The sequence below is a fragment of the Mucilaginibacter sp. CAU 1740 genome (assembly GCF_039839285.1).
GTDB lineage: Bacteria > Bacteroidota > Bacteroidia > Sphingobacteriales > Sphingobacteriaceae > Mucilaginibacter.
Genome location: NZ_JBDOQS010000002.1, coordinates 312,505 through 336,721 on the forward strand (window position 1 = coordinate 312,505; position 24,217 = coordinate 336,721).

Genomic DNA, 24,217 nt, shown 5'->3' on the forward strand with positions numbered 1-24,217 from the left:
GCTATGAGCCTGGAAAAGTATGTAGAAAAACGCGATTTCAGTAAAACGAAAGAACCCAAAGCGGGCAGGAGCAAAGATAAAAATCATTTAATGTTTGTTATCCAAAAGCATGATGCCACGCGGCTACATTATGATTTCAGGCTTGAGATGGATGGCGTACTGAAAAGCTGGGCTATCCCGAAAGGACCTTCTACCGATCCAAAAACGAAGCGACTGGCCATGATGGTTGAAGATCACCCCTTTGATTATCGCAACTTCGAGGGCATCATCCCCGAAGGCGAATACGGCGGCGGAACGGTGATAGTTTGGGACGAAGGTACCTACGAACCTATCGAAGAAATTAAAGGGAAAAAAGCCCAGGAAAAGCACCTGCTTCAACAACTCGAATCAGGTTCGCTCAAAATAAAACTCCACGGCGAAAAACTGGAAGGCGAATATGCCCTGGTGAAAACCCATGGCATGGGCGAGAACGGCTGGCTGCTCATCAAACATAAAGATGAGTTTGCTTCTGAAAAAGATATCACCAAAAAAGACAGATCCATCCTCTCCGGTAAAACCATCGAAAAGATGGAGAAAACCAGCGAAAAGGTTTGGCAGCATGGCCATGAGGAGGATGTAGAAAAACCAAAGAAGACATCCGCTAAAAAAAAAGCACCCGCCGAACCGGTTGAAAAATTAGCCGCCAAAGTTGATACTGATGAGCAGGAAAGTTTTGATGTAGAAGCCTTGCTTAAAAAAGCTCCTAAATCAAAAGCCCCCCGCAATATCAAACCGATGAAGGCTACTTTGGTTGATGAACCTTTTGATGATCAGGATTGGCTTTACGAAGTAAAATGGGATGGCTACCGTGCCATCGCTATTATTGATGATAAGGATAACGCCGAACTCATCTCCCGGAATAATCTCCCTTTTGATAAATACTATCCCATTAATAAGCTACTGCAGGATTGGAAGCTGAACGCTGTTATTGATGGTGAGATCCTGGTGCTGAACGATAAAGGCATCTCCGATTTTGGTGCCCTCCAAAACTGGCGAAGTGAAGCCGATGGTAACCTGGTTTATTATGTGTTCGATATTCTTTGGTACGAAGGTAAGAACCTGATGGATTTGCCATTGCAACAACGCCAGGCGATATTAAAAGAAGTGTTGCCCACTACCGATGATCGCATCCGACAAAGCGAATCTTTCAAAGCCAGCGGCATCGAATTTTTTAACGCTGCCGAAAAAATAGGTTTAGAGGGCATCATCGCCAAAAAAGCAAGCAGCGTATATACTTCTGATCTCCGCTCGAAAGAGTGGTTGAAGATAAAAGTTCAGCGCAGGCAGGAGGTGATCGTAGCTGGTTTTACTAAAAACTCAGGCACTTCAAAAGCCTTTAGTGCATTAATATTGGCTGTATATAACGATCAAGGCAAACTTCAATACGTTGGCAAGGTAGGCACAGGTTTTTCTGATAAGTTGCAAAAGGAAATGATGGCGGAGTTTAAGCCGCTCATTACCGATAAAAGCCCGTTTGAGGTAGAGCCTGATGTAGATAAACCGTCGCGTTTCAGACCGCAACGTTTAGGCGCTAAACCCACCTGGCTCAAACCCAAACTGATTGCCGAAGTTGCCTTTGCCGAGGTGACCAGCGATGGCGTATTCAGGCAGGCTTCCTTTAAAGGCATGCGTACAGACAAAAAAGCCAAGGATGTAGTGCTTGAAACCCCAAAGGATACTATTGAAACTGTTGAGGATACCGAAGGCAAAACGACTGATAAGCAGCACACCAAAGCCATTAAACCAGTGAAAGACACCGACCGCAAAACCCTGCTCAACCCCAAGGATGAAACGCAGGTACGCAAGATCTGCGGGCACGACTTAAAGTTTACCCACTTAAGCAAAGTTTACTGGCCCGAAGATAACGTGACCAAGCGCGATATGTTCAACTACTATTACCAGGTAGCTGAATATATATTACCATATCTGAAGGATAGGCCCATGTCGCTCAACCGTTTCCCTAATGGTATCCACGGACAGAGTTTTTACCAAAAAGATGTAAAAGGCAAAGCACCCGATTGGATCACCAAGACCTTCCCTTATACCAATGGAGAAGGCGAACACAAAGAGTATCTGGTAGGGTCGGACGAATCATATTTACTATGGATGGCCTCCTTAGGTTGTATTGAAATGAACCCTTGGTTCAGCCGCGTGCAATCGCCGGATAACCCGGATTATTGCGTGATTGATCTTGATCCGGATAAAAATACTTTTGATCAGGTAATTGAAGCCGCGCGCGAAGTAAAAAAGGTGCTGGATGCTATCGATGTACCATCATGTTGTAAAACATCCGGCTCAACGGGGATGCATATTTATATCCCGCTGGATGCCAAATATGATTATGATCAATCGCAAATGTTTGCGCGGTTGATAGTTAATATCGTGCACAAACAAATTCCTGATTATACCAGTTTGGAGCGCATGGTAGCCAACCGCAAAGGCAAAATGTATCTCGATTTCTTGCAAAATCGGCCGGGTGCTACTATTGCAGGTCCGTATTCATTAAGGCCTAAACCGGGAGCTACAGTTTCGATGCCGCTACATTGGGATGAAGTAAAGCCAGGTCTTACCATGAAGGATTTTACGATCTTTAATTCGATTGATCGACTTAAAGAAACCGGTGATCTGTTTAAAGGGGTTTTAGGTAAGGGGATCGATCTGGAGAAGACAATTAAGAAGGCTAAGAGTGTTTTTGAGTAAATATCTCCGTTATCAGCAACAAAAAACGTCATGCTGAACTTGTTTCAGCACCCCACTCGCTAAGCAACCATGCTAAGCAAATAGGCTACTTGTTTTGTGGGATGCCGAAATAAATTCGGCACGACGTTTCAGATGTATTTCCTCTTCTCTTACGATGCCAAATCAATATCAGCCGCAGATAAAATCACTCCATGATGCGCGTTCACCACACCATTGGCATAACCATTCTGGTCAATAAACATCTTTTCGTTCTCAATTAAAAAATGTGCGCCTTCAACTTTAAAGTTGCCTTTAATAGTTAATACATGATCAGGGTGCTGTGCATGGATCTCGTTCAATACGTGGCTCGATAAACCGGCATATTCATGCGGATCAAACTGGTAAACGTCCAGCACGGGCTCTTCGTGGCCGGGTTCAAAAACTTTGATACGGCTGGCGGTTACCTCAAGCTTCACATTTGCACTATTATCATTGTTGTTGGCTGCTATCCTGATCTCGTTACCGGCCGGACTGGTAATATGGGCATCAATAGCAAGTACATGGCCCTTGCTATTATCATAAAATGATAAAACCTTTAAAAACTCAATATTGCTGAGGCCATCGCTATAGGTAAGCGTATTTTGTTCGCTCAAAAATATGGTAGTCCCAAAAACGAATGCATGTTTCATGGCTGTTACGGTTTAATGGTTAATTGATGTAGATACAATTATTAAAACCGTAAAATGTTTTGTTTATTATTATTCACTCCATGGCGAATGTAAAATGCAATCGCAAAAGTTTTTCCGGTGGAAGTTAGGAATCATAAACGCGCATACATCGGCCTTGATATTGCCAAAAGTAGTTTCGGTTTTATGCTCAAATCCGCCGAAGAAGGTAGGGATGATTTTCTTTTTAAAATCATTCCGGGGGAAGGCGGTAATGATCTCTTCCCGGTTCGTTTCGCTCAGGTTTTCATAGCCTTCTCCCATCACATCCAGCCCAACGCCCGAGTACATCAGGGCCACTTCAGGCTCTTTATGCTCGGCAATGCCGATGGTGGTGTGCAGCGCGATGGTATCCCAAACTAACTGAAGCTGATCTTTAGGCAAACCATAACTTTTTAAAAAATCGCGGGCGGCATTGGCTCCGTCAACCTCAAACCGTTTATCCGGACTGCTGTAGTGAGCTGTAAGACCAAGATCATGAAAAACGGAACTTACATACAGCAATTCAGGATCGTATTCAAGCTTGTTACGCTGTCCGTTAAGCGATGAAAAAATAAATACCCTTAACGAGTGATTGTACAAAAACTCGGTACCATGCTCTAACAAAAGTTCGGTGGCGTGATTGGCGATGCTGCTATCGGGAATAGTGATCCCGGCTATGGTTTTTAATTTACTGACTGGCATAATTTTAATGAATTAATTTTCATCAAAATTACCTGGATGCAGCCGCGTAAAAATGCTAAAACCGGGCAATCACATGCCAATATGTACAAAGTGCGCCCGGTATTGGTGGGGCGATACCTGCGTATTCTTTTTAAAAAAATGACTAAACTGTTCGGGTGTAGAAAAGTTAAGCAGATAGGCTATTTCCTTCACCGGCTGTGCTGAAAATTGTAGGGAGCGCTTGGCTTCAGATATAAGCTGCCCGTTGATAATATCTTTTGCTCTTTTACCCGCGCAGCGGTTGCAGATGTCGGTTAGCTTGCGGGTGGAGATACCCAGTTGTTTGGCAAATTCAGCTACTTCACGTGTGGTTTGATACTGGCGGCTTACCAGTTCAATAAATTGCCGGTAAATCTGGTTTTCATAACTATCAAACCCTTCAATCAATGCCGCGTTTACATTGGCTATTTTAATCATGATGATCTTCAGCCAGGCCGCCATGGCATCGGGTTTATTAATGTAGGCTGGTTTCAGATATTCGGTGTAAAGCGTTTCAAAAAGAGGGCTGAGCTCCTTTATATCATCAACCTGTAACGGTATCTGCTGATTATCGGCAGCGTTATTAAATAATACGGCCTTGCAATTGCTGGCACTTGCCGGGGCTTTTTCCCAAAAACAATCGCCAAAACAAACCTCGTATCCGGTAAGGTTGGTTTGGGAAGAGAATTTAAAAAGCTGGCCTTTTGATATTAGGATCAGCTGGTTATTGGCAACAGACCACGATGTAGCATCAATGATAAGATCACCATTACCTTCAGTAATTAAAAATATCCTGTTATAAGTAGCCCTATGGATATGCCTGTTCTCAAATTGCTGTTTATCCCAACGGGCAACAGAAAATGAATCTTTTATATCGCGATCAGCAATAATATTCAGATGTTCATTTGAGGGCTGTTTCATTTACTGCTGTTTATAAATTACTTAGTTTAAAATAACCCAGGTTGATCTTATCCTCCGGCAAACCGGCTTCAGGAATAAGTTGTATCTGGTAAGCCGCTTTTTGTTCGGCGTTTAAAATATCCTCTACATTATAAATATCATCAACATCAACGCCGTATTTATCGTCGATGTGCGAATTAGCCCCGGCAAAGTGATTGTGCTTAAAAAAGAGGGTTTCCTTTGCGTTTTTCGATGCCGAAGCAAAATCGTTTTGAACGCTAAGCACTATGTAATGTTGCTCTTCAAACTTGTTAGGTTGATAGCCGCCCAAATTGATGAAAAACAGTTTCTTGCTTTGTTCTATGGTTTCGCTTCGCGATGCTATTTTAACAGCATAACCATCTACTGTATTCACCTCGCGCCAGGCATCTATGTGGATCTTAGCTGGTTCTGGCCAAAAGGCTTCTATTTGCGGTATCAGGTCGCGGAGGGTAGGGGCTATGCCGAAGAAAACATCGTGCTGTTCTACATGGCGGCCCGGTGGTTTGCAGCCCAGCATCAGCATAAAAAGTTTCAGGTTTTCCATAAGCTAAAGGTATTACAAGGTTAAACCTAAAACAAAGGCATTTGTCAAACAACTATCACAATGCTATAAATTGATAACTTTGTTCAACGCCTCCTGCATTTTTTACGTTAGTTAGTTTGAATACATCTCGTATTGATAAATAAACTATAAATGAAAAAGATAATTTTTTTGATGACCGTGCTATCGGCGGTCGTATTTAATTCGTTCGCATCCGCGCCACCCAAAAAAGTTTTGGATACGGCTACTTTCGCCACCGGGTGCTTTTGGTGTACCGAGGCCAAGTTTCAGCAACTGAAAGGCGTGGAGAAGGTGATTTCCGGCTTTTCAGGCGGGCATGTGGCTAATCCTTCTTATGAGTTGGTTTGTACCGGTACCACCGGCCATGCCGAGGCTTGTAATATTATTTATGATCCGGCCAAGATATCGTACGATGAGTTGCTGGCGGCATTTTTTGTAGCGCACGATCCTACACAATTAAACAGGCAGGGTAATGATGTGGGTACGCAGTACCGATCGGCGATTTTTTACCACAACGCTACGCAAAAGCAAAAAGCGCAGTATTACATCAGCAAGCTGAATACCGAAAAGGCTTATAAAAGCCCGATAGTAACGCAAGTTGTACAATACAAAGCTTTTTACAAAGCCGAAAACTATCACCAAAACTACTTTAACCAAAACGGTGAGCAACCTTATTGCAAGTATGTGATCCAGCCCGAGTTAGAGAAATTTAAAAAAGTATTTAAAGATAAATTGAAGCAATAATGAAAAGGATATATGTATTAGCGGCCTTATTGCTTTGCTTTAGCGGGGCATTTGCGCAGCAATTGAAAACAGAAAAAGGCCACGAGAAAAATCCGTACTATTCTAATACGGATCTTAAACACCTCAACGTATCAAATGCCGAGTGGAAAAAGATCCTGCCACCTGCTTTATATGCAACGGCAAGGGAAGCAGCTACCGAGCGCGCCTTCACCGGGCAATATTGGGATAAAACAACCAAGGGCACTTACTATTGCGCGGTATGCGGTAACAAACTGTTCCGCTCAGATGCTAAGTTTGCCAGCGATTGCGGTTGGCCAAGCTTTTTTGAAGCAGTGCGGAAAAACAGCGTTATCTATAAAACAGATAATTCGTACGGAATGAGCCGTACCGAGGTACTTTGCGCCCGTTGCGATTCGCATTTGGGGCATATTTTTGATGACGGTCCGCCGCCAACCTACAAGCGTTTTTGCATGAACTCGGTATCGTTGGATTTTGTGCCCGATGGGTTCAGCAAATAATGATTCTGGTACAATAATCATCTCAAAAAGTCACGTTAAAGTAAACGTGACTTTTTGTTTTATGGAGCTTAAAACAAGTGTGGCTAACTTGGCGTTGTTCACTTATTAACACCCACCACCTATGGAACTTCAAAGCCTGAAAGATATCGCAAAACAAATGATGGCCGGCAACAAAGGCCTTTTAGCGATGGACGAGAGTACATCAACCTGTAACAAACGTTTCGAAGCGCTCAATATCCCCCAAACCGAAGAATACCGCCGCAAATACCGCGAACTGATAGTAACCACACCCAAATTGGAAGAAGCGATAAGCGGTGCCATTTTATTCGATGAAACCATCAGACAAAGTACAGCCAATGGTAAATTATTCATCGATATCCTGAAAGAGAAAGGTATTATCCCCGGTATAAAAGTTGATGAAGGCGCAATTAATATGGACGGCTTCCCTGGCGAAAAAATAACCGAAGGGTTGGATAACCTACATAACCGCCTAACCGAATATTATAAATTAGGTGCCCGTTTTGCCAAATGGCGCGCGGTGATCACTATTGGCAATAACGCACCTACAAGCGGCAGCATTAAAGCAAATGCGTTTTTGCTTGCCCGTTACGCTATTATTTGCCAGGAAGTTGGCATAGTGCCCATTGTTGAACCGGAAGTTTTAATGGATGGCAACCACTCGCTAAAAGCTTGCGCCGATGTTACTAACGAGGTTTTGCATACTTTATTTAATCAGCTTTACCAGCAACGAGTAAATTTTGAGGGTATGATATTAAAACCCAATATGATAGTTCCAGGACTGGAATCGCCGCAGCAAGATAATGCCGATGCAGTGGCCGATGCCACTATCAATTGCTTTTTGCGTTGTGTACCTGCCTCGGTACCGGGCATCGCATTTTTATCGGGCGGCCAATCGCCAGAGTTAGCTTCCGAAAGATTGAACGCCATGCACGTGCGTTTTAAAGATAAAATGCCATGGGCTTTAACTTTTTCTTATTCAAGAGCGGTACAGCAACCTTGTTTAGAAAAATGGAACGGCAAGGATGAAAATGTGGCCGAAGCCCAGCGCCTTTTATATGAACGTGCGCACATCAATACCATCGCGCGGGATGGAAAATATACGCCGGAACTGGAACATCAGATGGCATAAAACAAAGAAACCGCTTTCAAAACGAAAGCGGCTTCTTTGTTTGAGGGTAATCGCTTGTAGAAACGAGGCACCTACGGAGCCAGAAAGCCTGTATTTATTTTCTATAAACACGATACTCCTACGGAGTTGAAAAATTGCTTCGCCACTCCGTAGGAGTATCGTGTTTATAGAAATAGTAAAAGTTTTTTTGGCTCCGTAGGTGCCTCGTTATTTTAGTGATTTTTAAAAGCGACTGGTTTTTGGGATTATAACCCTTTTACACCAAAATGCGTGTAAGTGGTAAATCCTAAAAAGGTATTATCAATAGGCACACCCAGCGGCGCCTGCAATGCCCGAAGATATTTGAGGTTTTCGGTTTTATAATAACCATAAGCTACTTCAACTCCCGGGAAGATCCTGCTGTTCAAATCGCAGTAATCGCAACCTGTTTTACGTTCAAAAGCTTTGCGCATAAAATCATAGCCGAGACTGATGTTTTTTGAACTCAACTCCCATAAACTGTTGTCTCCCTGTATGCGGGCCAAAGCAGCTGCATAAGCGTAGGCGGTTAACGAGTATTGGTAATGGACACAATCTTTACGCACGCAAAGTTCGGGCAGGGTACCGTCAGGCTGAATGATGTTTGGCAATTCGCGCACCATCAAATCATAACCCGCGCGGTAAACGCTATCTACATCTAAAAAGATCCCGATAGCCATTTTTGCATAACCTGCTGATGAATCCCAGTTGTTTTTATAATCGGGAATGACGTTGATGTAGTTATCTTTTACGTTGATGAGGTATTTACCGAATTGTTCGATATCTGCTTCAGCCCAGCCTGCCGATTTACCTTTTACTTTATAATGCCTGATGATCTCGGCCGCGGCTACAAAGCTTGGCGTGGTCCAGGAAGCTTCGAGGGAGGGTTGCTTTGCATTGGTTTTTCCGGGAAGCAGGTCATAATTTTTAAATGCGTAAGCCCAGCCGTTCAATAGGCCAATGGCTTTCTTAGCATAATCGGTTTCACCTGTATTGGCCCAGGCTAAGGCATAGGCATAAACCAGCTCGCAATCTTTCCTGATCTGTGTTTTGGATGGGGATGTTGCCCCGTTAGATCCTACAACTATTGTGGCAGGGAAGGAGTTGGGATATTCATGATCTTTAATAAAATCGAGCACTTTCTGGTAGGCGGCGGTGCGTGTGCTGTCGCCTGCTTTTAGCTCCGCTGCTATCTGGTTTAAGCTTGATCTGGTGTTTAGGATACCGGGGTGTATGAATTTGGTTTTGTTGGATGGGGTTGTTGCTGTGCTATCGGTTATAGAGGCTTTTGTATTAAAGCTGAATACGCATAAGGATAGTAGGAGTGTGGTTAAGAACTTGCTCATTAGGTTGGTTGGGTAGTTATTCGGAGCGGTTTTTTTTATTCCCTCCCTCGGGAGGGGGGCGGCTGGCAAGCGCGGTGGCAGGGAGGGGGTTCTACTCTTGGCATAACAATTATGCCTATCGTAGAAACCCCTCCCTCCGCCCTCCCGAGGGAGGGAATCGCACAAGCCCTTGCTTTTATTGGGAGGATAATCTTGTTGGTTTACTTATCCAACCCACCCCGCCTCGTCGCCTTCACTTGCGCCGGCCATTTAATACCATCAGTTTTGGTGTTCACAGTTTTAGCCGGATCTTCACTGGCCATATAAGCTAAAATAGCCGCTAAAATGGCGTTATTCTTCAAATCGTCAAACACTACCTTATCATAGGTGTCGCGGTTAGTATGCCATGTATATGATCCGTAACTCCAGTTTAGCGAACTTAAAGAAAAGCCCGGTGCACCCACAGCCACAAACGAAGCGAAATCCGAGCCTCCGCCGCCTGGCTGACCTGGGAATACGGTTTTGATCCTGTTTTTGATCGTATCCGGAACGGCCGATAACCATTTGGTTAAATAATCTTTAGCCTCCACAAAGCCCTGACCGGTTAAGTTAACTACCCTGCCGGTGCCGTTATCCTGGTTAAACAAAGCTTGCAGGTTAGCAACAATTTCAGGATGATCTTCAACAAAAGCGCGTGAGCCGTTCAGGCCTTCCTCTTCGCTACCCCAGTGACCAACTAAAATGGTACGTTTTGGGTGAGGATAGAATTTTTTCAATAAACGCATAGCCTCCATCATAGTAAGCGTACCTGTGCCGTTATCTGTAGCGCCTGTGCCACCATCCCACGAATCGAAGTGGGCGCTCAGCATTACGTATTCATTCGGTTTTTCTGATCCTTTGATCTCAGCAATGGTATTGAATGTTGGTACAACGCCCAGCTCTTTCGATTCACAATGGATACTGATCACTGGTTTATCTCCGCCTTCTACCAAACGGTATAGCATGCCATAATCCTCTAAAGCGATATCAACAGTAGGCACTTTTTTAGTGTATGCAGAAAAGATCTTATCAACTCCAAACCCTGCCGACCAGTTATTGGTCAAAATACCAACCGCGCCTGCATTTTCCAATGCAACAGGCAAAGTTCTGTTAGTTAAACCGGTCTTGCTGATGCGCTTTTTCCAGGCATCAGTTTGGGCGCTGCGCTCGGCTTTCATTTTATCAAACGATTCTTTCAGCGCAAATTCCTGCCAGTTATAATCCGGTCTGCCGGTTGGCTGGCACATGGATATCATTACAAACTTGCCTTTCACGGTAGGCAGCCACTGCTGAAAAGCCACCGAATCGGCCAGATCTGGCAGGATCACAATTTCGGCCGTAGCGGTTTTTTTACCCATACCCGGGCTCCAGGCCAGTTGTGTGCCTTCAAGCGATTTCACCCGTGGAGATATCATATCAATATGTGATACGCCACGTTCCCAACCGCGCCATTCGCCCCATTTTTCGTTTTTGGCGTCAATATCCCAGCTTTTGTATTTGGCTACGGCCCAGTCGTTGGCCTGTTTCATTTGCGGAGTACCTACTAAACGCGGACCAATGCCGTCGAAAAGTTCGTGAGCCAATTTTTCCAGTTGCGAGTTACTGGTTTCCTCGCTCATAATATTATTTACAATTGGGTTGTTTGATTGGGCCGAGGCCACGCCGCCGCAAAGCAACATGCCTAAAACAAATGGCCTTGCCTTACTAAGAAGACTGCAGGTAGGAGCGTAAAATTGTTTCATAAAGCCTAAGTTAATAAAAAGCGCATTTGGTAATACGTTTTATCCCTTTTGATATTTATAAGTAACATAATTATTGCAGTATGCTCAATAAGTATTTACCTTACCCGAGATTAATCAATAACCTTGTCATGAAAATCTATTTGCTATCCGCCGGTTTATTATTACTGCTGATAAGTTGTAACCAGGCATCCAAAACTGTTGATGCAAAAAAATCGGATACCTCAGGTAATATACAAGCCATAGATATCTCCGGTAATAAGCCAAAGGCGCATACCTCCAAAAGCCTAAAAGAAGCCGACACTGAAATTGCTGATTACCCGGATAATCCGCCGAATAATGGCTGGACGGATTCGGTATTGACAGCCTATCTTAAAAACTCACACAATCAATTAGTGAGTATGTCTGTAGCCGATACCTCAGTAAATGAAGAATGGATGTTTGATAGCATACGGCAGCGTGGTAAATCAAAATACTTTGTTTACAACGTTGGGCACGATCACAGAGATGAGGAAGTTGCTGTTTTCTCTTCGGATAGTTGGGTTTATATCGATACCGTAACCCGCAAGCTTTATGAAACCCAGCCCGATGAAAGTTTAAAAGAGTGGAAACAGTAACTTAATCTAATGGTGGTGGTTTGTTTACTGAGTTTTAAAAATGTTCATTAAAGTTAAATTTTTATCCTAGATTTAACATTGTGTTTATACCGTACAGGTTCTTTTGCAAAAACTAACCTGTACAAATACAATGAAAAAACAACTAATCAGCGCTATCGCGGTTTCGGCCGTGATGCTTTCTTCCTGCCATGATGATAATAAAATAGTACCATTCAGCTATCCCGATATGGCCGAGGCTGCAAACCCAGCCATCCTTTTTACTACCGCGGCAGGGGTAAACGTGTATAATGGTGGCTTTGGCTCGGCTATTGCTGCTGATCCAACTCAAAAAGATGTGTTTTACCTGTTAACTGATCGTGGATCTAACGTTGCCGGGCAAACAGCTAATTCCATCATCATTGGCAAACCAGACTTTGATCCACAGATAGGTAAATTCAGACTGAAAGATGGTAAACTGATCCTGGAACAAACCATCGAACTAAAAAATGCCGCAGGGCAAAAATTAAACGGTTTGCCAAACCCGGAAGGAATGGGAGCATCGGGCGAAGTGCCTTTTGATTTGGCCGGTAATAAATTAACACCAAGTGCTGATGGTATTGATTCGGAAGGATTGGCGCTGGACGGGCAAGGCGGTTTTTGGATAAGTGATGAGTACGGCCCGCATATTGTTCACTTTGATGGATCGGGCAAAACTATCGAGCGTATTAACCCTTATGGCACCGGAACCGGCGGCCGTAAAATTCCGGCGGTATTTGCTACCCGCCGTGCCAACCGTGGTATGGAAGGCCTGGCTATTACTCCCGATGGCAAAACTTTGGTAGGCATGATGCAATCGCCAATGTATAACCCTTCAAAAGCGGCTGTAAGTAACTCAACTATTTTGCGGATCCTTACTTTTGATATTGCTACGGGTAATACCAAACAGTATGCTTATGTGATGAATGATAAGTCGTTAACCGGCGTAAGCGATATCACTGCCCTTAACGCTAATACATTTTTAACTGTTGAGCGTGATGGTAACTTCGGTGGCGCGGCAACCAATCCGGCTACATTTAAAAAAGTGTTTAAGATAGATATCAGCAATGCTACCGACATTTCGGCATCAGATATGAGTGCTGTAAACGGTAAATTATATGGAGGGAAAACTGTTGAAGAGTTGAACGATGCAGCAGGTTTACAAGGCGTTGGGATAATCCCGGTAACCAAAACCGAGGTGCTGGATCTGTTGAAAGACCTGCCTACCGGTATTTATCCGCACGATAAAGCGGAAGGTTTAACCCTATTGCCAGGCAATATCTTAGCTATATCAAACGATGATGATTTTGGCGTGATCGACGACGGCAAAAATGGTTTCGCTGCCAAAATATTACCGCTTACCAACTCGGTTGATCGGAACCGAATTTTTTTTGTAAAACTTAAATAACTGATAGTACCAATCTTCTATTACAAACAAAGCTTCCGATAAAACGGGGGCTTTGTTTGTTTATAGCCCTTGGTTTTAAAAAGTGTTGATTTATATTTTATTGTTAAAATAACATTTATTATGTGATGCAAATTTAACAATGGATTGTACTATTTTATCGCTAATATGTTAATTTATTGCTTGTTTAAATCTATTTTGTTTCTTAATTATTTGATTTTTAAATATTTAGTAAATAAAACTCAATTTTTTACACTTTGTTAAATTAGTACAAAAAACAACTCATATCGTATTACAATCGATTGCTAAGCCTGATTACATTTACCTTAACTAAAGTTACATCTCGATAAAGTGTTAAAAAGTAACTTTTGCTATCAACCAATTTAACAAATAAAGTAAAACGTATGAGAGGAAAACTACGCATCAAAAAAGTTGTGGCGTTTATCTGTACAGGCTTATCATTTATGCTGATGAGTTTGGCAGGTCATGCCCAAAGTAAGGTGGTAACTGGTAAGGTAACCGGTTCAGACACAGGCCTGCCACTGCCTGGTGTTACCATTAAAGTAAAGGGGAGTACCCAGGCTGCCGGCTCAAAAGCCGATGGCACTTACTCAATAAGTGTTGGCGGAAACGAAACGCTTGTTTTTAGTTTTGTGGGCTACACTAATATGGAAGTACCGGTAAATGGCCGGTCAAGCATCAATGTATCATTACTTCCTGATAATAAAGCACTAACCGAGGTTGTGGTTGTAGGTTACGGTACTACCAAACGTAAAGACTTAACAGGATCGGTTAGCTCCGTTACTGCCGAGCAAATTGCCAAAGTACCGGTAACCGCGTTAGATCAGGCTTTGCAAGGTCGCTCGTCAGGTGTGCAGGTTACCAATAATGATGGTGCTCCGGGTGGCGGTGTTAGCGTACAGATCCGCGGTATCGGTAGTTTGGGTAATAATGATCCTCTGTATGTTGTTGATGGTTATCCTATTACTGGTGGCCTTAACAATATCAACCCAAATGATATTGCTTCGATGGATGTGTTGAAAGATGCATCGGCTACTGCTATCTATGGTGTAAGGGCATCAAATGGTGTGGTTATTATCACCACTAAAAAAGGTAAAAAAGATGGTACCCAGGTATCGTTAGATGCTTATGCCTCTTTACAATCAGAGCCAAAAAAATATAAAGTGCTGAACGCTCAACAATGGGGCACTTTGGCCAACGAGGTTCACGCGGCCGAAGGTTTTACCGAACTGCCTGAATGGACAACGCCATCATCATTGCATAATGTTGATTGGCAGGATGCTGTTTATCGCCAGGGATTGAAACAGAATTATAACATCGCTATCCGCGGTGGTAATGATAAAGTACAGTCTGCATTCTCGGCAGGTTATTATGATCAAAAAGGTATCGTATTAGGTTCGTTCTTTAAAAGGATTAACCTGGGCATGAATATCGATTATAACATCGCCAACTGGTTAAAATCATCAACCAGCGCTAAATTCTCCCGTCAAAACACCAAAAATCCATTCGGTACAGGTTCACTGGCCCAACTCAGCGAACTGATCCCAACTTTGGATGGTGGTAACAAATTAACCAACGAGGTTAAAGATGCGAACGGCAACTACGGTTTCTTTAACCCGGTAAACATTTATACCAAAAGCTGGAATAACCCTGTTTATGCTATCGAAACACAGGATATCAAAAATCTGCAAAACTACTTTTTAGGTGCCACCTCGTTAGAGGCTACCATATTTGATGGTTTAAAGATCAAGACTAACTTAGGTATCAATACCAGCGATTTTTCTGGTTACTATTTTCAACCACAAGATAATCGCTCGAGCGAGCAATATAACCTGGGTGGTGCTAACCAGCTAAGTGTTTATTCGCAAAATGCAAGCAATACCTTTGAGTGGCTTTGGGAAAACACCATTTCGTACAGCAAAACTTTTGGCCAGCATGCTATTGATTTTGTAGGTGGTGTATCTGAACAGGAAAACACCGGCAGGCAAATTGGTGGTAGCGGTAATAACCTGCCAAGCAACTCCATCCGCGATTTAAGCCAGGTACAAAACCTGGTAGCTTATGGCGGTCAGCAAACTTATTCATTGGCATCGCAGTTTGCCAGGCTGAACTATAAGTTTGCCGATAAATATTTGGTTACAGCAACTATCCGTCGTGATGGTTCATCAAAATTTTACCAGGGACATAAATACGGTACTTTCCCATCAGGTTCAGTAGCATGGAAAGCTAAAGAAGAATCATTTTTGAAAAATGTGAACTGGCTTTCTGATCTGAAATTCCGTGGTAGCTATGGTACCGTGGGTAACCAGTCGAGCATTGGCTTGTTCCAATATCTGGCACGTTATACTTCGGGTGGTCCGGCAAGTTCAGGATCAAACGTTGGTTATCCTTTCGGTAAAATTTACCAAAGTGGTTTGGCCCTTACCAACCTTGATAATGTTAACCTGAAATGGGAAACATCCAAACAAACCGACGTTGGTATGGATGTGGCCTTCCTGAACAACAGCCTAACCTTAACGGTTGATTACTACAAAAAAGATTCGAAAGACTTTTTATTAAACCTGCTCACCCCGGCTCAAACCGGTTTTACATCAGCAACACAAAACGCCGGTAGTATCAGCAACAAAGGTTTTGAGTTTGCTTTAAACTACAGGCGCTCTGTTAAAGATTTTACCTACGGTGTAGGTGTAAATATTACCACGGTAAATAACAAACTGGTAAGCATTAACAAAAATACCAAGTTTATAACCAACCTGGTTAACCTGCCGCTTCCGGCAAATGGCTGGTCTACATTTAGCGAAACCAATATCGGGCAGCCTGTAGGTGAGTTTTACGGTTATCAATCTTTGGGTATTTTCCAAACTCAGGCCGAGATCGATGCTTTAAATGCTAAATCGCCTACAGGCCACTATCAGGTAGCTACAACTCAGCCCGGCGATCGTAAGTTTAAAGATATCAACGGCGACGGACAGATCACTGCCGATGACCGTACCAGCTTAGGCAGCCCGCTACCTAAATTTTATGGCGGCTTAAACATCGATCTATCGTACAAAGCATTTGATTTCAACGCATTCTTTTACGGTAGCTATGGTAACAAAATTTTCAACTACCAGCAACGTAACCTCGAAAGCTTCCAGGCGCCTGGCTTTGTGGGGGTAGAAAACGTAAGCGAGCAATACTACTTAAACCGTTGGACACCAACCAATCCGTCAAACCGCTTTGCAAGAGCTACTTACAATGATGATGTGAGCGCTAACAACGTGGCATCAAGCGTGTATGTTGAGAATGGCAGCTACCTGCGTTTACGTAACGTTACCCTTGGTTATACTTTGCCATCGGCGCTTACCAAAAAGATCAACGTGAGCAAAGTGAGGTTTTATATAGCCGCTCAAAACCTGTTCACTATTACCAAATACACAGGGCTTGATCCGGAAATTGGCCAGGCTACAGGTACCGATCCTATTACAGGCGCTACTATTACTAACCCTACCGGCTCGGGTATCGATCTGGGTACTTACCCTTCATCAAAGTTTTACACCTTAGGTTTAAATGTAACTTTTTAAACAGCCATTTAACATAAAAGTAAAGAAATGAAATTCAACAAGAAATATATATACGTACTTTCAGTTGGACTGGCAGTATTACTCCCACTAAGCTGTAAGCGAAACTTTTTGGATCAGAATGATTCGCAGCACCCTACAGCCAACACCTTATTTGATAAACCATCTGACGGAATAGCGCTTGTAAACGCAATTTATGATACCTATCAAAATGCCGATCTGTTGAAAAAATCGATCTGGTATTACGCCAACTTCCAGTCGCATGATTTTTTTAACTGGGGAAACGACAGGTTTTATAATACCTACGCCATTCCATCAACCTTTGGCGCTATCGAGGTTTTCTGGACCCGCGCTTATGTAGGTATAGCCCGTGCTAACTCGGCATTGCCTATCATCGCCAAAATGAAAGCAAACGGCGTTTTAACAGCGGCGCTTGCAGACAGACTTACCGGCGAGGTTTATTTTTTACGTGGGATGACCTACTATTACCTTGCTGCAAGTTTTGGTGGTGTTCCGTTAGAGTTGAAAGACGGTACCAACCTTGGTTTAACGCCACGAAGCTCGCAAGATGAGGTGTTTGCACAGGTTGTTGCCGACCTTACAAGTGCAAGCGGTTTGTTGCCCTGGAAAGAGGATCTGCCTGCCGAAGAAACTGGTCGCGCTACTAAAGGGGCCGCTTTAGGTTACCTTGGTGCAGCGCAAATGTGGCTGAAAAAATATCCCGAAGCTTTAGCTGCCTATAATCAGCTAACAGGCAAGTACGTTTTGCTTCCAAACTTTATTGATGTAAACGAATACGACAAGCAAAATAGTGCCGAATCATTATTTGAGGTGCAGTTTGATGTGGCAGGTACCCAAAGCTGGGGTGCCAGTAACGAGGTGGCCTGGATCAGTACATTCGGTATGCCAGAAGAGGTTACCAATTTTGGTTATGATTATGCGAACGATGCGTTGGCAGGTTCATTTCAAACCGGCGATTTACGCCGTATAGCCACGGTAATTGGCCCAGGCGATGAAAACCCAAGCCCGGGCATTAAAGCGCGTGGCGGTATTAAATCATACCCGCTGGTAGTTTCGGGCTTTGCCAGCAGCGACCCGGCAGTAAAAGCTAAATACACCGGCGACGATGGCAAGATCATCAATACCTGCGGTACCAAAACCCGCCCTTGGGTTGGTTCTGATAACTCGCAGTTAAGAACTGGTTATTACAATGAGAAATTCTGGCGCGACCCTACGCTGGTAGGTAACTCCGGCGATCAAACCATTTTTGGCGCTCAAAACCAGATCCTGCTACGTTATGGTGAAGTTTTGCTAAGCAAAGCTGAATGCCAGGCCCGTACCGGAGATGCAGCAGGCGCTTTGGCTACTTTAAAAATAGTACGCGACCGTGCATTTGGTGGTACAGCTCCGGCTACTTTTATAAGCGATGGTAAAACTATCACCGATCCGCTGCAAATGGTTTACACCGAATACAGGCACGAACTATCTGGCGAGTACTCAACTTTTTATGATTTGAGAAGGGCTGGTGTAGCTACCGATTTTGTGAAAAGTGTTTATGGTATAACTATCCCAACTGGTCGTGAGTTGTATCCTATTCCACAGTTTGAGATCGGGTTAAATCCTAACCTTACTCAAAACCCAGGTTATTAATATTGTCTAAATCTATCCAAAAGGTTTCTCCGCAAGGAGAAGCCTTTTTTGGTTAATTACATTCGCTTACCGATATGAAGAGAACTTTACATATCCTTTTTATTGTTTGCTTATCCGCCATTTTCTCCTGTAAAAAAGCGACGCTTTTTGAGCATGTTTCCTCATCGCATTCAGGTATCCATTTTAAAAATGAGATCATCGAAAATGATTCCATCAATCCGCTCGACCTGGTAAATATTTACAACGGTGGCGGTGTAGGGGTTGGTGATTTTAATGGCGATGGCCTGCCCGATCTGTATTTTACAGGTAATATGGTGTCGAGCAAACTCTACCTCAATAAAGGTGATTTTAAGTTTGAAGATATTACCGATGTAGCTGGAGTAAGTGGATTGGGTAGATGGAGCAGGGGAGTTGCTGTAGTTGATATCAACAATGATGGATTGCCGGATATTTATATATGTAACACCATTAACCGGGATTCACTTAAGCGGCGTAATATTTTATACATTAACCAGGGGAAGGATAAAAACGGCATTCCTCATTTTAAAGATGAAGCAAAGGAATACGGTCTTGAAGCCGGGGCGCAATCAACCATGGCTTCGTTTTTTGATTATGATAACGATGGCGATTTGGATATGTACCTCACCGTAAATAGCGCCACGGCAAGTTACAACCCTAATTTATTTGGCCAGGCAAATTATACGGCTAATCATAGCAGGGGAAGGTTGTATCGTAATGACTGGGATGCCTCGCTAAAGCATGGTGTATTTCATGATGTATCGGCACAGGCAGGCATCAATTTAGATGGCTATGGCCACGCCGCCACAACGGTTGATTTTAATAACGACGGGTGGAAAGACATTTATGTATCGGACGATTTTATCTCGAATAATATCCTGTACATCAACAATCATGATGGTACGTTCACCAATCGTACCAAAGAGTATTTTAAACATACTGCCTACAATGCCATGGGGCAGGATGTGGTTGACATCAATAACGATGGCTTGCCCGATGTGGTTGAACTGGATATGAACCCCGAGGATAATTATCGCAAAAAAATGATCCTCGGCCCCAACAGTTACCAAACTTACCAAAGCTTTGATCATTACGGTGCTCAGTATCAATACGTACGTAACACGTTGCAATTAAACCAGGGACCGCGCTTAGGCCAAAACGATAGCATAGGCATCCCGGCCTTTAGCGAGATTGGTTTTTTAAGCGGCATAGCCCAAACCGATTGGAGTTGGACGCCCCTCATTACCGATTTTAATAATGATGGCTATCGCGATATGATAGTGACCAACGGTTTTCCGAAGGATGTTTCCGACCGCGATTTCATGACCTACCGCGAGCAGGCTTACGCCGTTACCTCCAAACAGAAGGTTTTGGAGCAGATCCCGCAGATCAAACTGCATAATTACGCCTTTGTGAACAATGGCAATCTCACCTTTAGCGATGTAAGTAAAGACTGGGGATTGTGTTTGCCTACATTCTCGAACGGGGCGGTTTATGTTGATCTGGATAATGATGGTGCTATGGATATGGTTGTTAATAATATTAACGATGAAGCACTTGTGTACCGCAATACTTCGCGCGATGATAAGGAGAAGGCCTCGCATTATTTACAGTTAAGCTTCACCGGCGAGAAGCAAAACATCAACGGCTTGGGTGCTGTTGCCGAAATTTTTTACGACAAGGGCAAACGGCAGATCTACGAGCATAATCCATACCGAGGCTATATTTCAACCGTGCAGGATATCGCGCATTTTGGTTTAGGAAAGGTAACTAAGGTTGATTCGGTAGTGGTGAAATGGCCAGATGGGCGCATGCAGAAACTGACTGGTGTAAAGGCCGATCAACGCTTAAATATTAAAATAGCTGATGCTAAGGGGCGTTATATTATTAGTCACCCAGCTACAGCACCCAAAGCTTTATTTAAAGAAGTTACCGATTCTATCGGTTTACACTATACCCATAAAGGCAGCAGTTTTATCGATTTTAATATCCAGAAACTATTGCCGCATAAACTATCCGAATATAACCCGGCATTGGCCGTTGGCGATATTGATGGCAATGGTTTTGATGATCTGGTTATTGGCGGCTCGGCTTATGATCAGGCGCAGATCTTTTTCCAGATGCCTGATGGCAAGTTTAAAAGGCGCGATCTGCTTACTGGGAGTAATAATCCTGTTCACAGTTTTAGGGATGGTGGTTTGCTGCTTTTTGATGCAAATGGCGATGGAAAGCTCGATCTGTACGCTACAGGCTCGGGATATGAAGCGGCAGCAAACAGCGCCGATTACCAGGATAGGTTATATATTAATGATGGCAAAGGTAACTTTACGCTAAGCATTGATGCCTTACCGCTCAATAATACCAGCAAGCTTTGTGTACGCGCCTGCGATTATAATAAGGATGGCAAACCAGACCTGTTTGTGTCTGGAAGGGTAGAACCATGGAAGTACCCAAGCCCGGTTTCGAGTTTTATTTTCAGGAACGATAGTCAGAATGGTCACGTTAAATTTACAGATGTAACCACGCAGGTAGCCCCGGCACTAAACAAAATAGGCATGGTTTGCGATGCCCTATTTACCGATTATGATAACGACGGCTGGCCCGACTTGATCATGGCTGGCGAATGGATGCCGGTAACTTTCCTGAAGAATGATCACGGCCGGTTTGTAAATGCAACTGCACAATCAAACGTAAGTAATAAATCAGGGTGGTGGAGCAGTATCGTAGCCGGAGATTTCCGGCATACAGGGCGCATGGACTATATTGTAGGTAATTTGGGCGAGAACAGCCTGATCAAAGCCAGCGAGCAGCAACCTGTATCAATTATTGCTAAGGATTTTGATAAGAACGGCTTTTACACCGCAATACCATCTGTTTACCTGCCAGATGCCAATGGCGATAAGAAAGATTTCCCGCTATATGGCCGCGATGATATGCTGAAGCAAATGATCAGCATGAAAAAGAAATTTGTCAATTACCGAACCTATGCCGGGGCTACAATGGACGAACTACTTTCGCCCGAGCAAAAGGAGGGAGCTTTACACTTAAAAGCCAATACGCTGCAATCCTGCTTTTTGCGAAATGACGGTAATGGCAAGTTTACCATGATCCCGCTACCAGTCGAGGCGCAGGTATCGGTATTAAACGGCATGGAAACCGGTGATTTTGATGGTGATGGAAATCTCGATGTAGTTATTAACGGTAATGATTTTGGCAGTGATGCCACCATTGGCAGGTATGATGCGCTGAATGGTTTAATGTTGAAAGGAGATGGGAAAGGCGGCTTTAAACCTTTGAGCATTTTGCAAAGCGGGATCTATATCCCGGGCGATGGCAAGGCGCTGGTTAAAATGCGCGATAAAGTGGGGCATACATTATTGGCTGCAAGTCAGCATAATGACGCGCTTAAGGTTTTTAAACAGTCCATCAATAGTAAAACCATCTCTGTTAAACCGGATGATGTTTATGCTTTGATCAAATATAAAAATGGTAAAACCTCAAGGCAGGAGTTTTATTTTGGCTCGTCGTTTTTATCACAATCCGCTCGGTTTGTTGAGGTTAATAATGCTGTGCAGAGTGTAACTGTGGTTGATGATAGGGGGAGGCAAAGGGAAGTTAAATGAGAAATCAAAACCCGCGCTGTTGTTGAGTCCAGACTTACGAAGTTTTTAAAACTTCGTAAGTCTAATCTGCTCAGTTGTATGAATTTTCAAAGGTGCAAGTTTTATCATCCGTAACAATGGCTTGTTTAGCCTAACTCCATCTGGTTAAAAACAAGATAAAATCCTATCAATTATTGATTTAATATTATTGACAATCGATTGCGTGAATTTGTTATATTGCATGCAATAAGGGCGATGTTTTTTTGATCGCCCCGGCCAATAAACCATAATATAATTCACATCAATGCATTGCTATAATCAATTGCCTAAGCTGTTTCGCGGTAAAAAGTTTTGGATGGTGCTTGCCTGCGCGCTGGGTTTTCAAAACCTAATGGCGCAAACACAGGTACCGCTTAATGATCTTTCTTTTTTTGATAACCCTTCGCCAAACTGGAAATTAGCTTCCGGTATACAGGCAGATCTTGCACAGAACGAAGTTTTAACAACTAAGGATGGTACGGGGATACTCGTAAATCTCCCCGGTAAAAAAGGTGCCAAAGATTTGTTTACCAAAACAACCTATGGCGATGCTGATATAGAGCTGGATTATATGATGGCCAAAGGTTCCAATTCTGGCATCTATTTACAAGGGCGGTACGAAATTCAATTGCTGGATAGTTGGGGCACCGTAAACCCCAAATCGGGAGATAATGGTGGTATTTATGAGCGTTGGGACGATAGTAAACCCGAAGGTCAGCAAGGCTACGATGGCCATGCGCCAAGGCAAAATGCCAGTAGGGCACCGGGCTTATGGCAGCACATCAAGATCTCGTTCCAGGCGGCAAAGTTTGATGCCAACGGACAGAAGATCTCGAATGCTAAAATGCTGTACGTTTGGTTAAACGGTGTGCTCATTCAGGATAATGTGGAATTGGCCGGGCCAACCCGCGGCGCTATCGACGCTAAAGATGCGGCACTCGGCCCATTGCGGATTCAGGGCGATCATGGTCCGGTGGCTTTCCGCAATATTAAAATTACGGCGTTTGATAAAGCGCATCCTGTACTCTCTAACTTAAAATATAAAGTTTACAAAGGTGCCGAACTAAGTAAAGACGACCTGAAAAAGCAAAAGCCTGATGCCGAGGGAACTTCTACTATACTTTCATCAAACCAGGGCAAGCTGACTAATGATTTTACGCTGATCTACACCGGTAATATTGAAGTTAAAGAAGCCGGTGAGTATGTTTTTAAATTAAGCGTTCCGGGCGGTAAGGGTTCGTTCAGTATCAATGGTAGTAATGCCATAGCGATGGCTGATAACAGAGGTGGAGGCAAAATACAGCTGCAACCCGGTAACCATCCTTTTGAAGTATCGTATGCTAAAACAGCTGATTGGGCTAAAACAGCTTTAGGGCTAACGGTTTCCGGTCCCGGTATCCGCGAGTATTTATTGAGCGATGCCAATGTAAGTAATAATGACCCTGTTGATCCTATCCTGATTGATGCCAAATCGAACACTGTACTGCGCAGTTTTTCTGATCTGCCGGGCGGCATCCGTGTTACGCATGGCATTAACGTGGGTAGTCCCGAATTACTGCATTATACTTATGATCTGGATAAAGGCATGATCGTACAAATTTGGCGTGGTGGCTTCCTGGATGCTACCCCAATGTGGCATGATAGGGGAGATGGTTCGTCACGTCCCGCTGGTTCGGTTCAATATTTAGGCAAGCCTGTTCCTGCAATCGAAAAACTAAGCGATGATAAAGCAGTTTGGGCCTTGGATACCGCAGGTACAGGTTTTAAACCTAAAGGCTATATTTTAAATGCTGATGACGTGCCTGCATTTAAGTATATTATTTATGGCTCTCCGGTAAATGATGCCAACAGCATAATGCCTGGCGGGCAGGGTATTCATCGCGAAGTGACGCTGCAAAACACTGTAGAGGGGTTGTATTATAATTTGGCATCAGGTAATATCGAAACGCTTGGCGATGGCTTATATGCCATTGATGATAAATCGTATTATATCCGGGTTGATGATGGGGGCGGAGCTAAAGCGCTGATCAGGCAGATGGGTGATAAACAGGAACTCATCATCCCTATCAAAAATAAATTAACCTATTCCATCATTTTTTAAGCTGCCT

Annotated in this window: 16 protein-coding genes; 10 read left to right on the forward strand and 6 right to left on the reverse strand. The window is 43.5% G+C overall.

Annotated features, from left to right (window positions below):
* The first annotated feature begins 3 nt into the window (after positions 1–3).
* The gene (gene ligD, locus AAFN85_RS05695) at positions 4–2,739 is read left to right on the forward strand and encodes a DNA ligase D (RefSeq protein ID WP_347526044.1); all 2,736 of its coding nucleotides are present in this window, start codon (positions 4–6) and stop codon (positions 2,737–2,739) included.
* A 149-nt stretch (positions 2,740–2,888) separates the two neighbouring features.
* Here ligD and AAFN85_RS05700 read toward each other — a convergent pair whose 3' ends face one another.
* From AAFN85_RS05700 to AAFN85_RS05715, 4 genes are all read right to left on the reverse strand, one after another.
* Complete coding sequence (locus AAFN85_RS05700) at positions 2,889–3,407, reverse strand: hypothetical protein (protein ID WP_347526045.1); 519 nt, start codon at positions 3,405–3,407, stop codon at positions 2,889–2,891.
* Between the two features lie 69 nt (positions 3,408–3,476).
* Positions 3,477–4,127 (reverse strand): HD domain-containing protein, encoded by a 651-nt coding sequence (locus tag AAFN85_RS05705; protein ID WP_347526047.1) that lies wholly within the window; start codon positions 4,125–4,127, stop codon positions 3,477–3,479.
* Between the two features lie 69 nt (positions 4,128–4,196).
* Positions 4,197–5,066, reverse strand: coding sequence for an AraC family transcriptional regulator (locus tag AAFN85_RS05710; protein WP_347526048.1), 870 nt, complete (start codon positions 5,064–5,066; stop codon positions 4,197–4,199).
* Between the two features lie 10 nt (positions 5,067–5,076).
* Positions 5,077–5,631: a DUF1543 domain-containing protein gene (locus AAFN85_RS05715; RefSeq protein ID WP_347526050.1), complete on the reverse strand. Its 555-nt coding sequence runs from the start codon at positions 5,629–5,631 to the stop codon at positions 5,077–5,079.
* A 150-nt stretch (positions 5,632–5,781) separates the two neighbouring features.
* On the opposite strand from AAFN85_RS05715, the gene msrA reads away from it, so the two are divergent.
* The 3 genes from msrA to AAFN85_RS05730 all read left to right on the forward strand — a co-directional run bounded on the left by msrA (position 5,782) and on the right by AAFN85_RS05730 (position 8,061).
* Entirely contained in the window at positions 5,782–6,393 is a 612-nt protein-coding gene (gene msrA / locus AAFN85_RS05720) for a peptide-methionine (S)-S-oxide reductase MsrA (RefSeq protein ID WP_347526051.1), read from the forward strand.
* Positions 6,393–6,911, forward strand: coding sequence for a peptide-methionine (R)-S-oxide reductase MsrB (msrB, locus tag AAFN85_RS05725; RefSeq protein WP_347526052.1), 519 nt, complete (start codon positions 6,393–6,395; stop codon positions 6,909–6,911). Before msrA ends, msrB begins: the two co-directional genes overlap by 1 nt.
* 121 nt (positions 6,912–7,032) lie before the next feature.
* Positions 7,033–8,061, forward strand: a complete 1,029-nt coding sequence (locus tag AAFN85_RS05730) for a class I fructose-bisphosphate aldolase (RefSeq protein ID WP_347526054.1) — start codon at positions 7,033–7,035, stop codon at positions 8,059–8,061.
* Positions 8,062–8,306: 245 nt separating this feature from the next.
* Here the strand turns inward: AAFN85_RS05730 and AAFN85_RS05735 are convergent, their stop codons facing one another.
* Positions 8,307–9,425, reverse strand: a complete 1,119-nt coding sequence (locus tag AAFN85_RS05735; RefSeq protein WP_347526055.1) for an alginate lyase family protein — start codon at positions 9,423–9,425, stop codon at positions 8,307–8,309.
* A 200-nt stretch (positions 9,426–9,625) separates the two neighbouring features.
* Entirely contained in the window at positions 9,626–11,185 is a 1,560-nt protein-coding gene (locus AAFN85_RS05740; RefSeq protein ID WP_347526056.1) for a M20/M25/M40 family metallo-hydrolase, read from the reverse strand.
* A gap of 128 nt (positions 11,186–11,313) precedes the next feature.
* Between AAFN85_RS05740 and AAFN85_RS05745 the strand changes: the two genes are divergently transcribed.
* The 6 genes from AAFN85_RS05745 (at position 11,314) to AAFN85_RS05770 (ending at position 24,210) form a co-directional block, all read left to right on the forward strand.
* Positions 11,314–11,799, forward strand: coding sequence for a hypothetical protein (locus tag AAFN85_RS05745; RefSeq protein ID WP_347526057.1), 486 nt, complete (start codon positions 11,314–11,316; stop codon positions 11,797–11,799).
* A 130-nt stretch (positions 11,800–11,929) separates the two neighbouring features.
* Positions 11,930–13,222, forward strand: a complete 1,293-nt coding sequence (locus AAFN85_RS05750) for an esterase-like activity of phytase family protein (RefSeq protein ID WP_347526058.1) — start codon at positions 11,930–11,932, stop codon at positions 13,220–13,222.
* A gap of 401 nt (positions 13,223–13,623) precedes the next feature.
* A complete protein-coding gene (locus AAFN85_RS05755) occupies positions 13,624–16,803 on the forward strand; it encodes a TonB-dependent receptor (protein WP_347526059.1) in 3,180 nt (1,059 codons plus the stop codon).
* A 27-nt stretch (positions 16,804–16,830) separates the two neighbouring features.
* The gene (locus AAFN85_RS05760; protein WP_347526060.1) at positions 16,831–18,450 is read left to right on the forward strand and encodes a RagB/SusD family nutrient uptake outer membrane protein; all 1,620 of its coding nucleotides are present in this window, start codon (positions 16,831–16,833) and stop codon (positions 18,448–18,450) included.
* A 74-nt stretch (positions 18,451–18,524) separates the two neighbouring features.
* On the forward strand, positions 18,525–22,091 hold the full coding sequence (locus AAFN85_RS05765; protein WP_347526061.1) for a VCBS repeat-containing protein: 3,567 nt from the start codon (positions 18,525–18,527) through the stop codon (positions 22,089–22,091).
* 283 nt (positions 22,092–22,374) lie between these two features.
* Positions 22,375–24,210, forward strand: coding sequence for a family 16 glycoside hydrolase (locus AAFN85_RS05770; RefSeq protein ID WP_347526062.1), 1,836 nt, complete (start codon positions 22,375–22,377; stop codon positions 24,208–24,210).
* Positions 24,211–24,217 lie beyond the last annotated feature (7 nt).

Excerpts from the sequence above, each read along its gene's own strand:
- ligD (WP_347526044.1), top strand. The coding sequence starts at position 4 with ATGAGCCTGGAAAAGTATGTAGAAAAACGCGATTTCAGTAAAACGAAA.
- AAFN85_RS05700 (WP_347526045.1), bottom strand. The coding sequence starts at position 3,407 with ATGAAACATGCATTCGTTTTTGGGACTACCATATTTTTGAGCGAACAA.
- AAFN85_RS05705 (WP_347526047.1), bottom strand. The coding sequence starts at position 4,127 with ATGCCAGTCAGTAAATTAAAAACCATAGCCGGGATCACTATTCCCGAT.
- AAFN85_RS05710 (WP_347526048.1), bottom strand. The coding sequence starts at position 5,066 with ATGAAACAGCCCTCAAATGAACATCTGAATATTATTGCTGATCGCGAT.
- AAFN85_RS05715 (WP_347526050.1), bottom strand. The coding sequence starts at position 5,631 with ATGGAAAACCTGAAACTTTTTATGCTGATGCTGGGCTGCAAACCACCG.
- msrA (WP_347526051.1), top strand. The coding sequence starts at position 5,782 with ATGAAAAAGATAATTTTTTTGATGACCGTGCTATCGGCGGTCGTATTT.
- msrB (WP_347526052.1), top strand. The coding sequence starts at position 6,393 with ATGAAAAGGATATATGTATTAGCGGCCTTATTGCTTTGCTTTAGCGGG.
- AAFN85_RS05730 (WP_347526054.1), top strand. The coding sequence starts at position 7,033 with ATGGAACTTCAAAGCCTGAAAGATATCGCAAAACAAATGATGGCCGGC.
- AAFN85_RS05735 (WP_347526055.1), bottom strand. The coding sequence starts at position 9,425 with ATGAGCAAGTTCTTAACCACACTCCTACTATCCTTATGCGTATTCAGC.
- AAFN85_RS05740 (WP_347526056.1), bottom strand. The coding sequence starts at position 11,185 with ATGAAACAATTTTACGCTCCTACCTGCAGTCTTCTTAGTAAGGCAAGG.
- AAFN85_RS05745 (WP_347526057.1), top strand. The coding sequence starts at position 11,314 with ATGAAAATCTATTTGCTATCCGCCGGTTTATTATTACTGCTGATAAGT.
- AAFN85_RS05750 (WP_347526058.1), top strand. The coding sequence starts at position 11,930 with ATGAAAAAACAACTAATCAGCGCTATCGCGGTTTCGGCCGTGATGCTT.
- AAFN85_RS05755 (WP_347526059.1), top strand. The coding sequence starts at position 13,624 with ATGAGAGGAAAACTACGCATCAAAAAAGTTGTGGCGTTTATCTGTACA.
- AAFN85_RS05760 (WP_347526060.1), top strand. The coding sequence starts at position 16,831 with ATGAAATTCAACAAGAAATATATATACGTACTTTCAGTTGGACTGGCA.
- AAFN85_RS05765 (WP_347526061.1), top strand. The coding sequence starts at position 18,525 with ATGAAGAGAACTTTACATATCCTTTTTATTGTTTGCTTATCCGCCATT.
- AAFN85_RS05770 (WP_347526062.1), top strand. The coding sequence starts at position 22,375 with ATGCATTGCTATAATCAATTGCCTAAGCTGTTTCGCGGTAAAAAGTTT.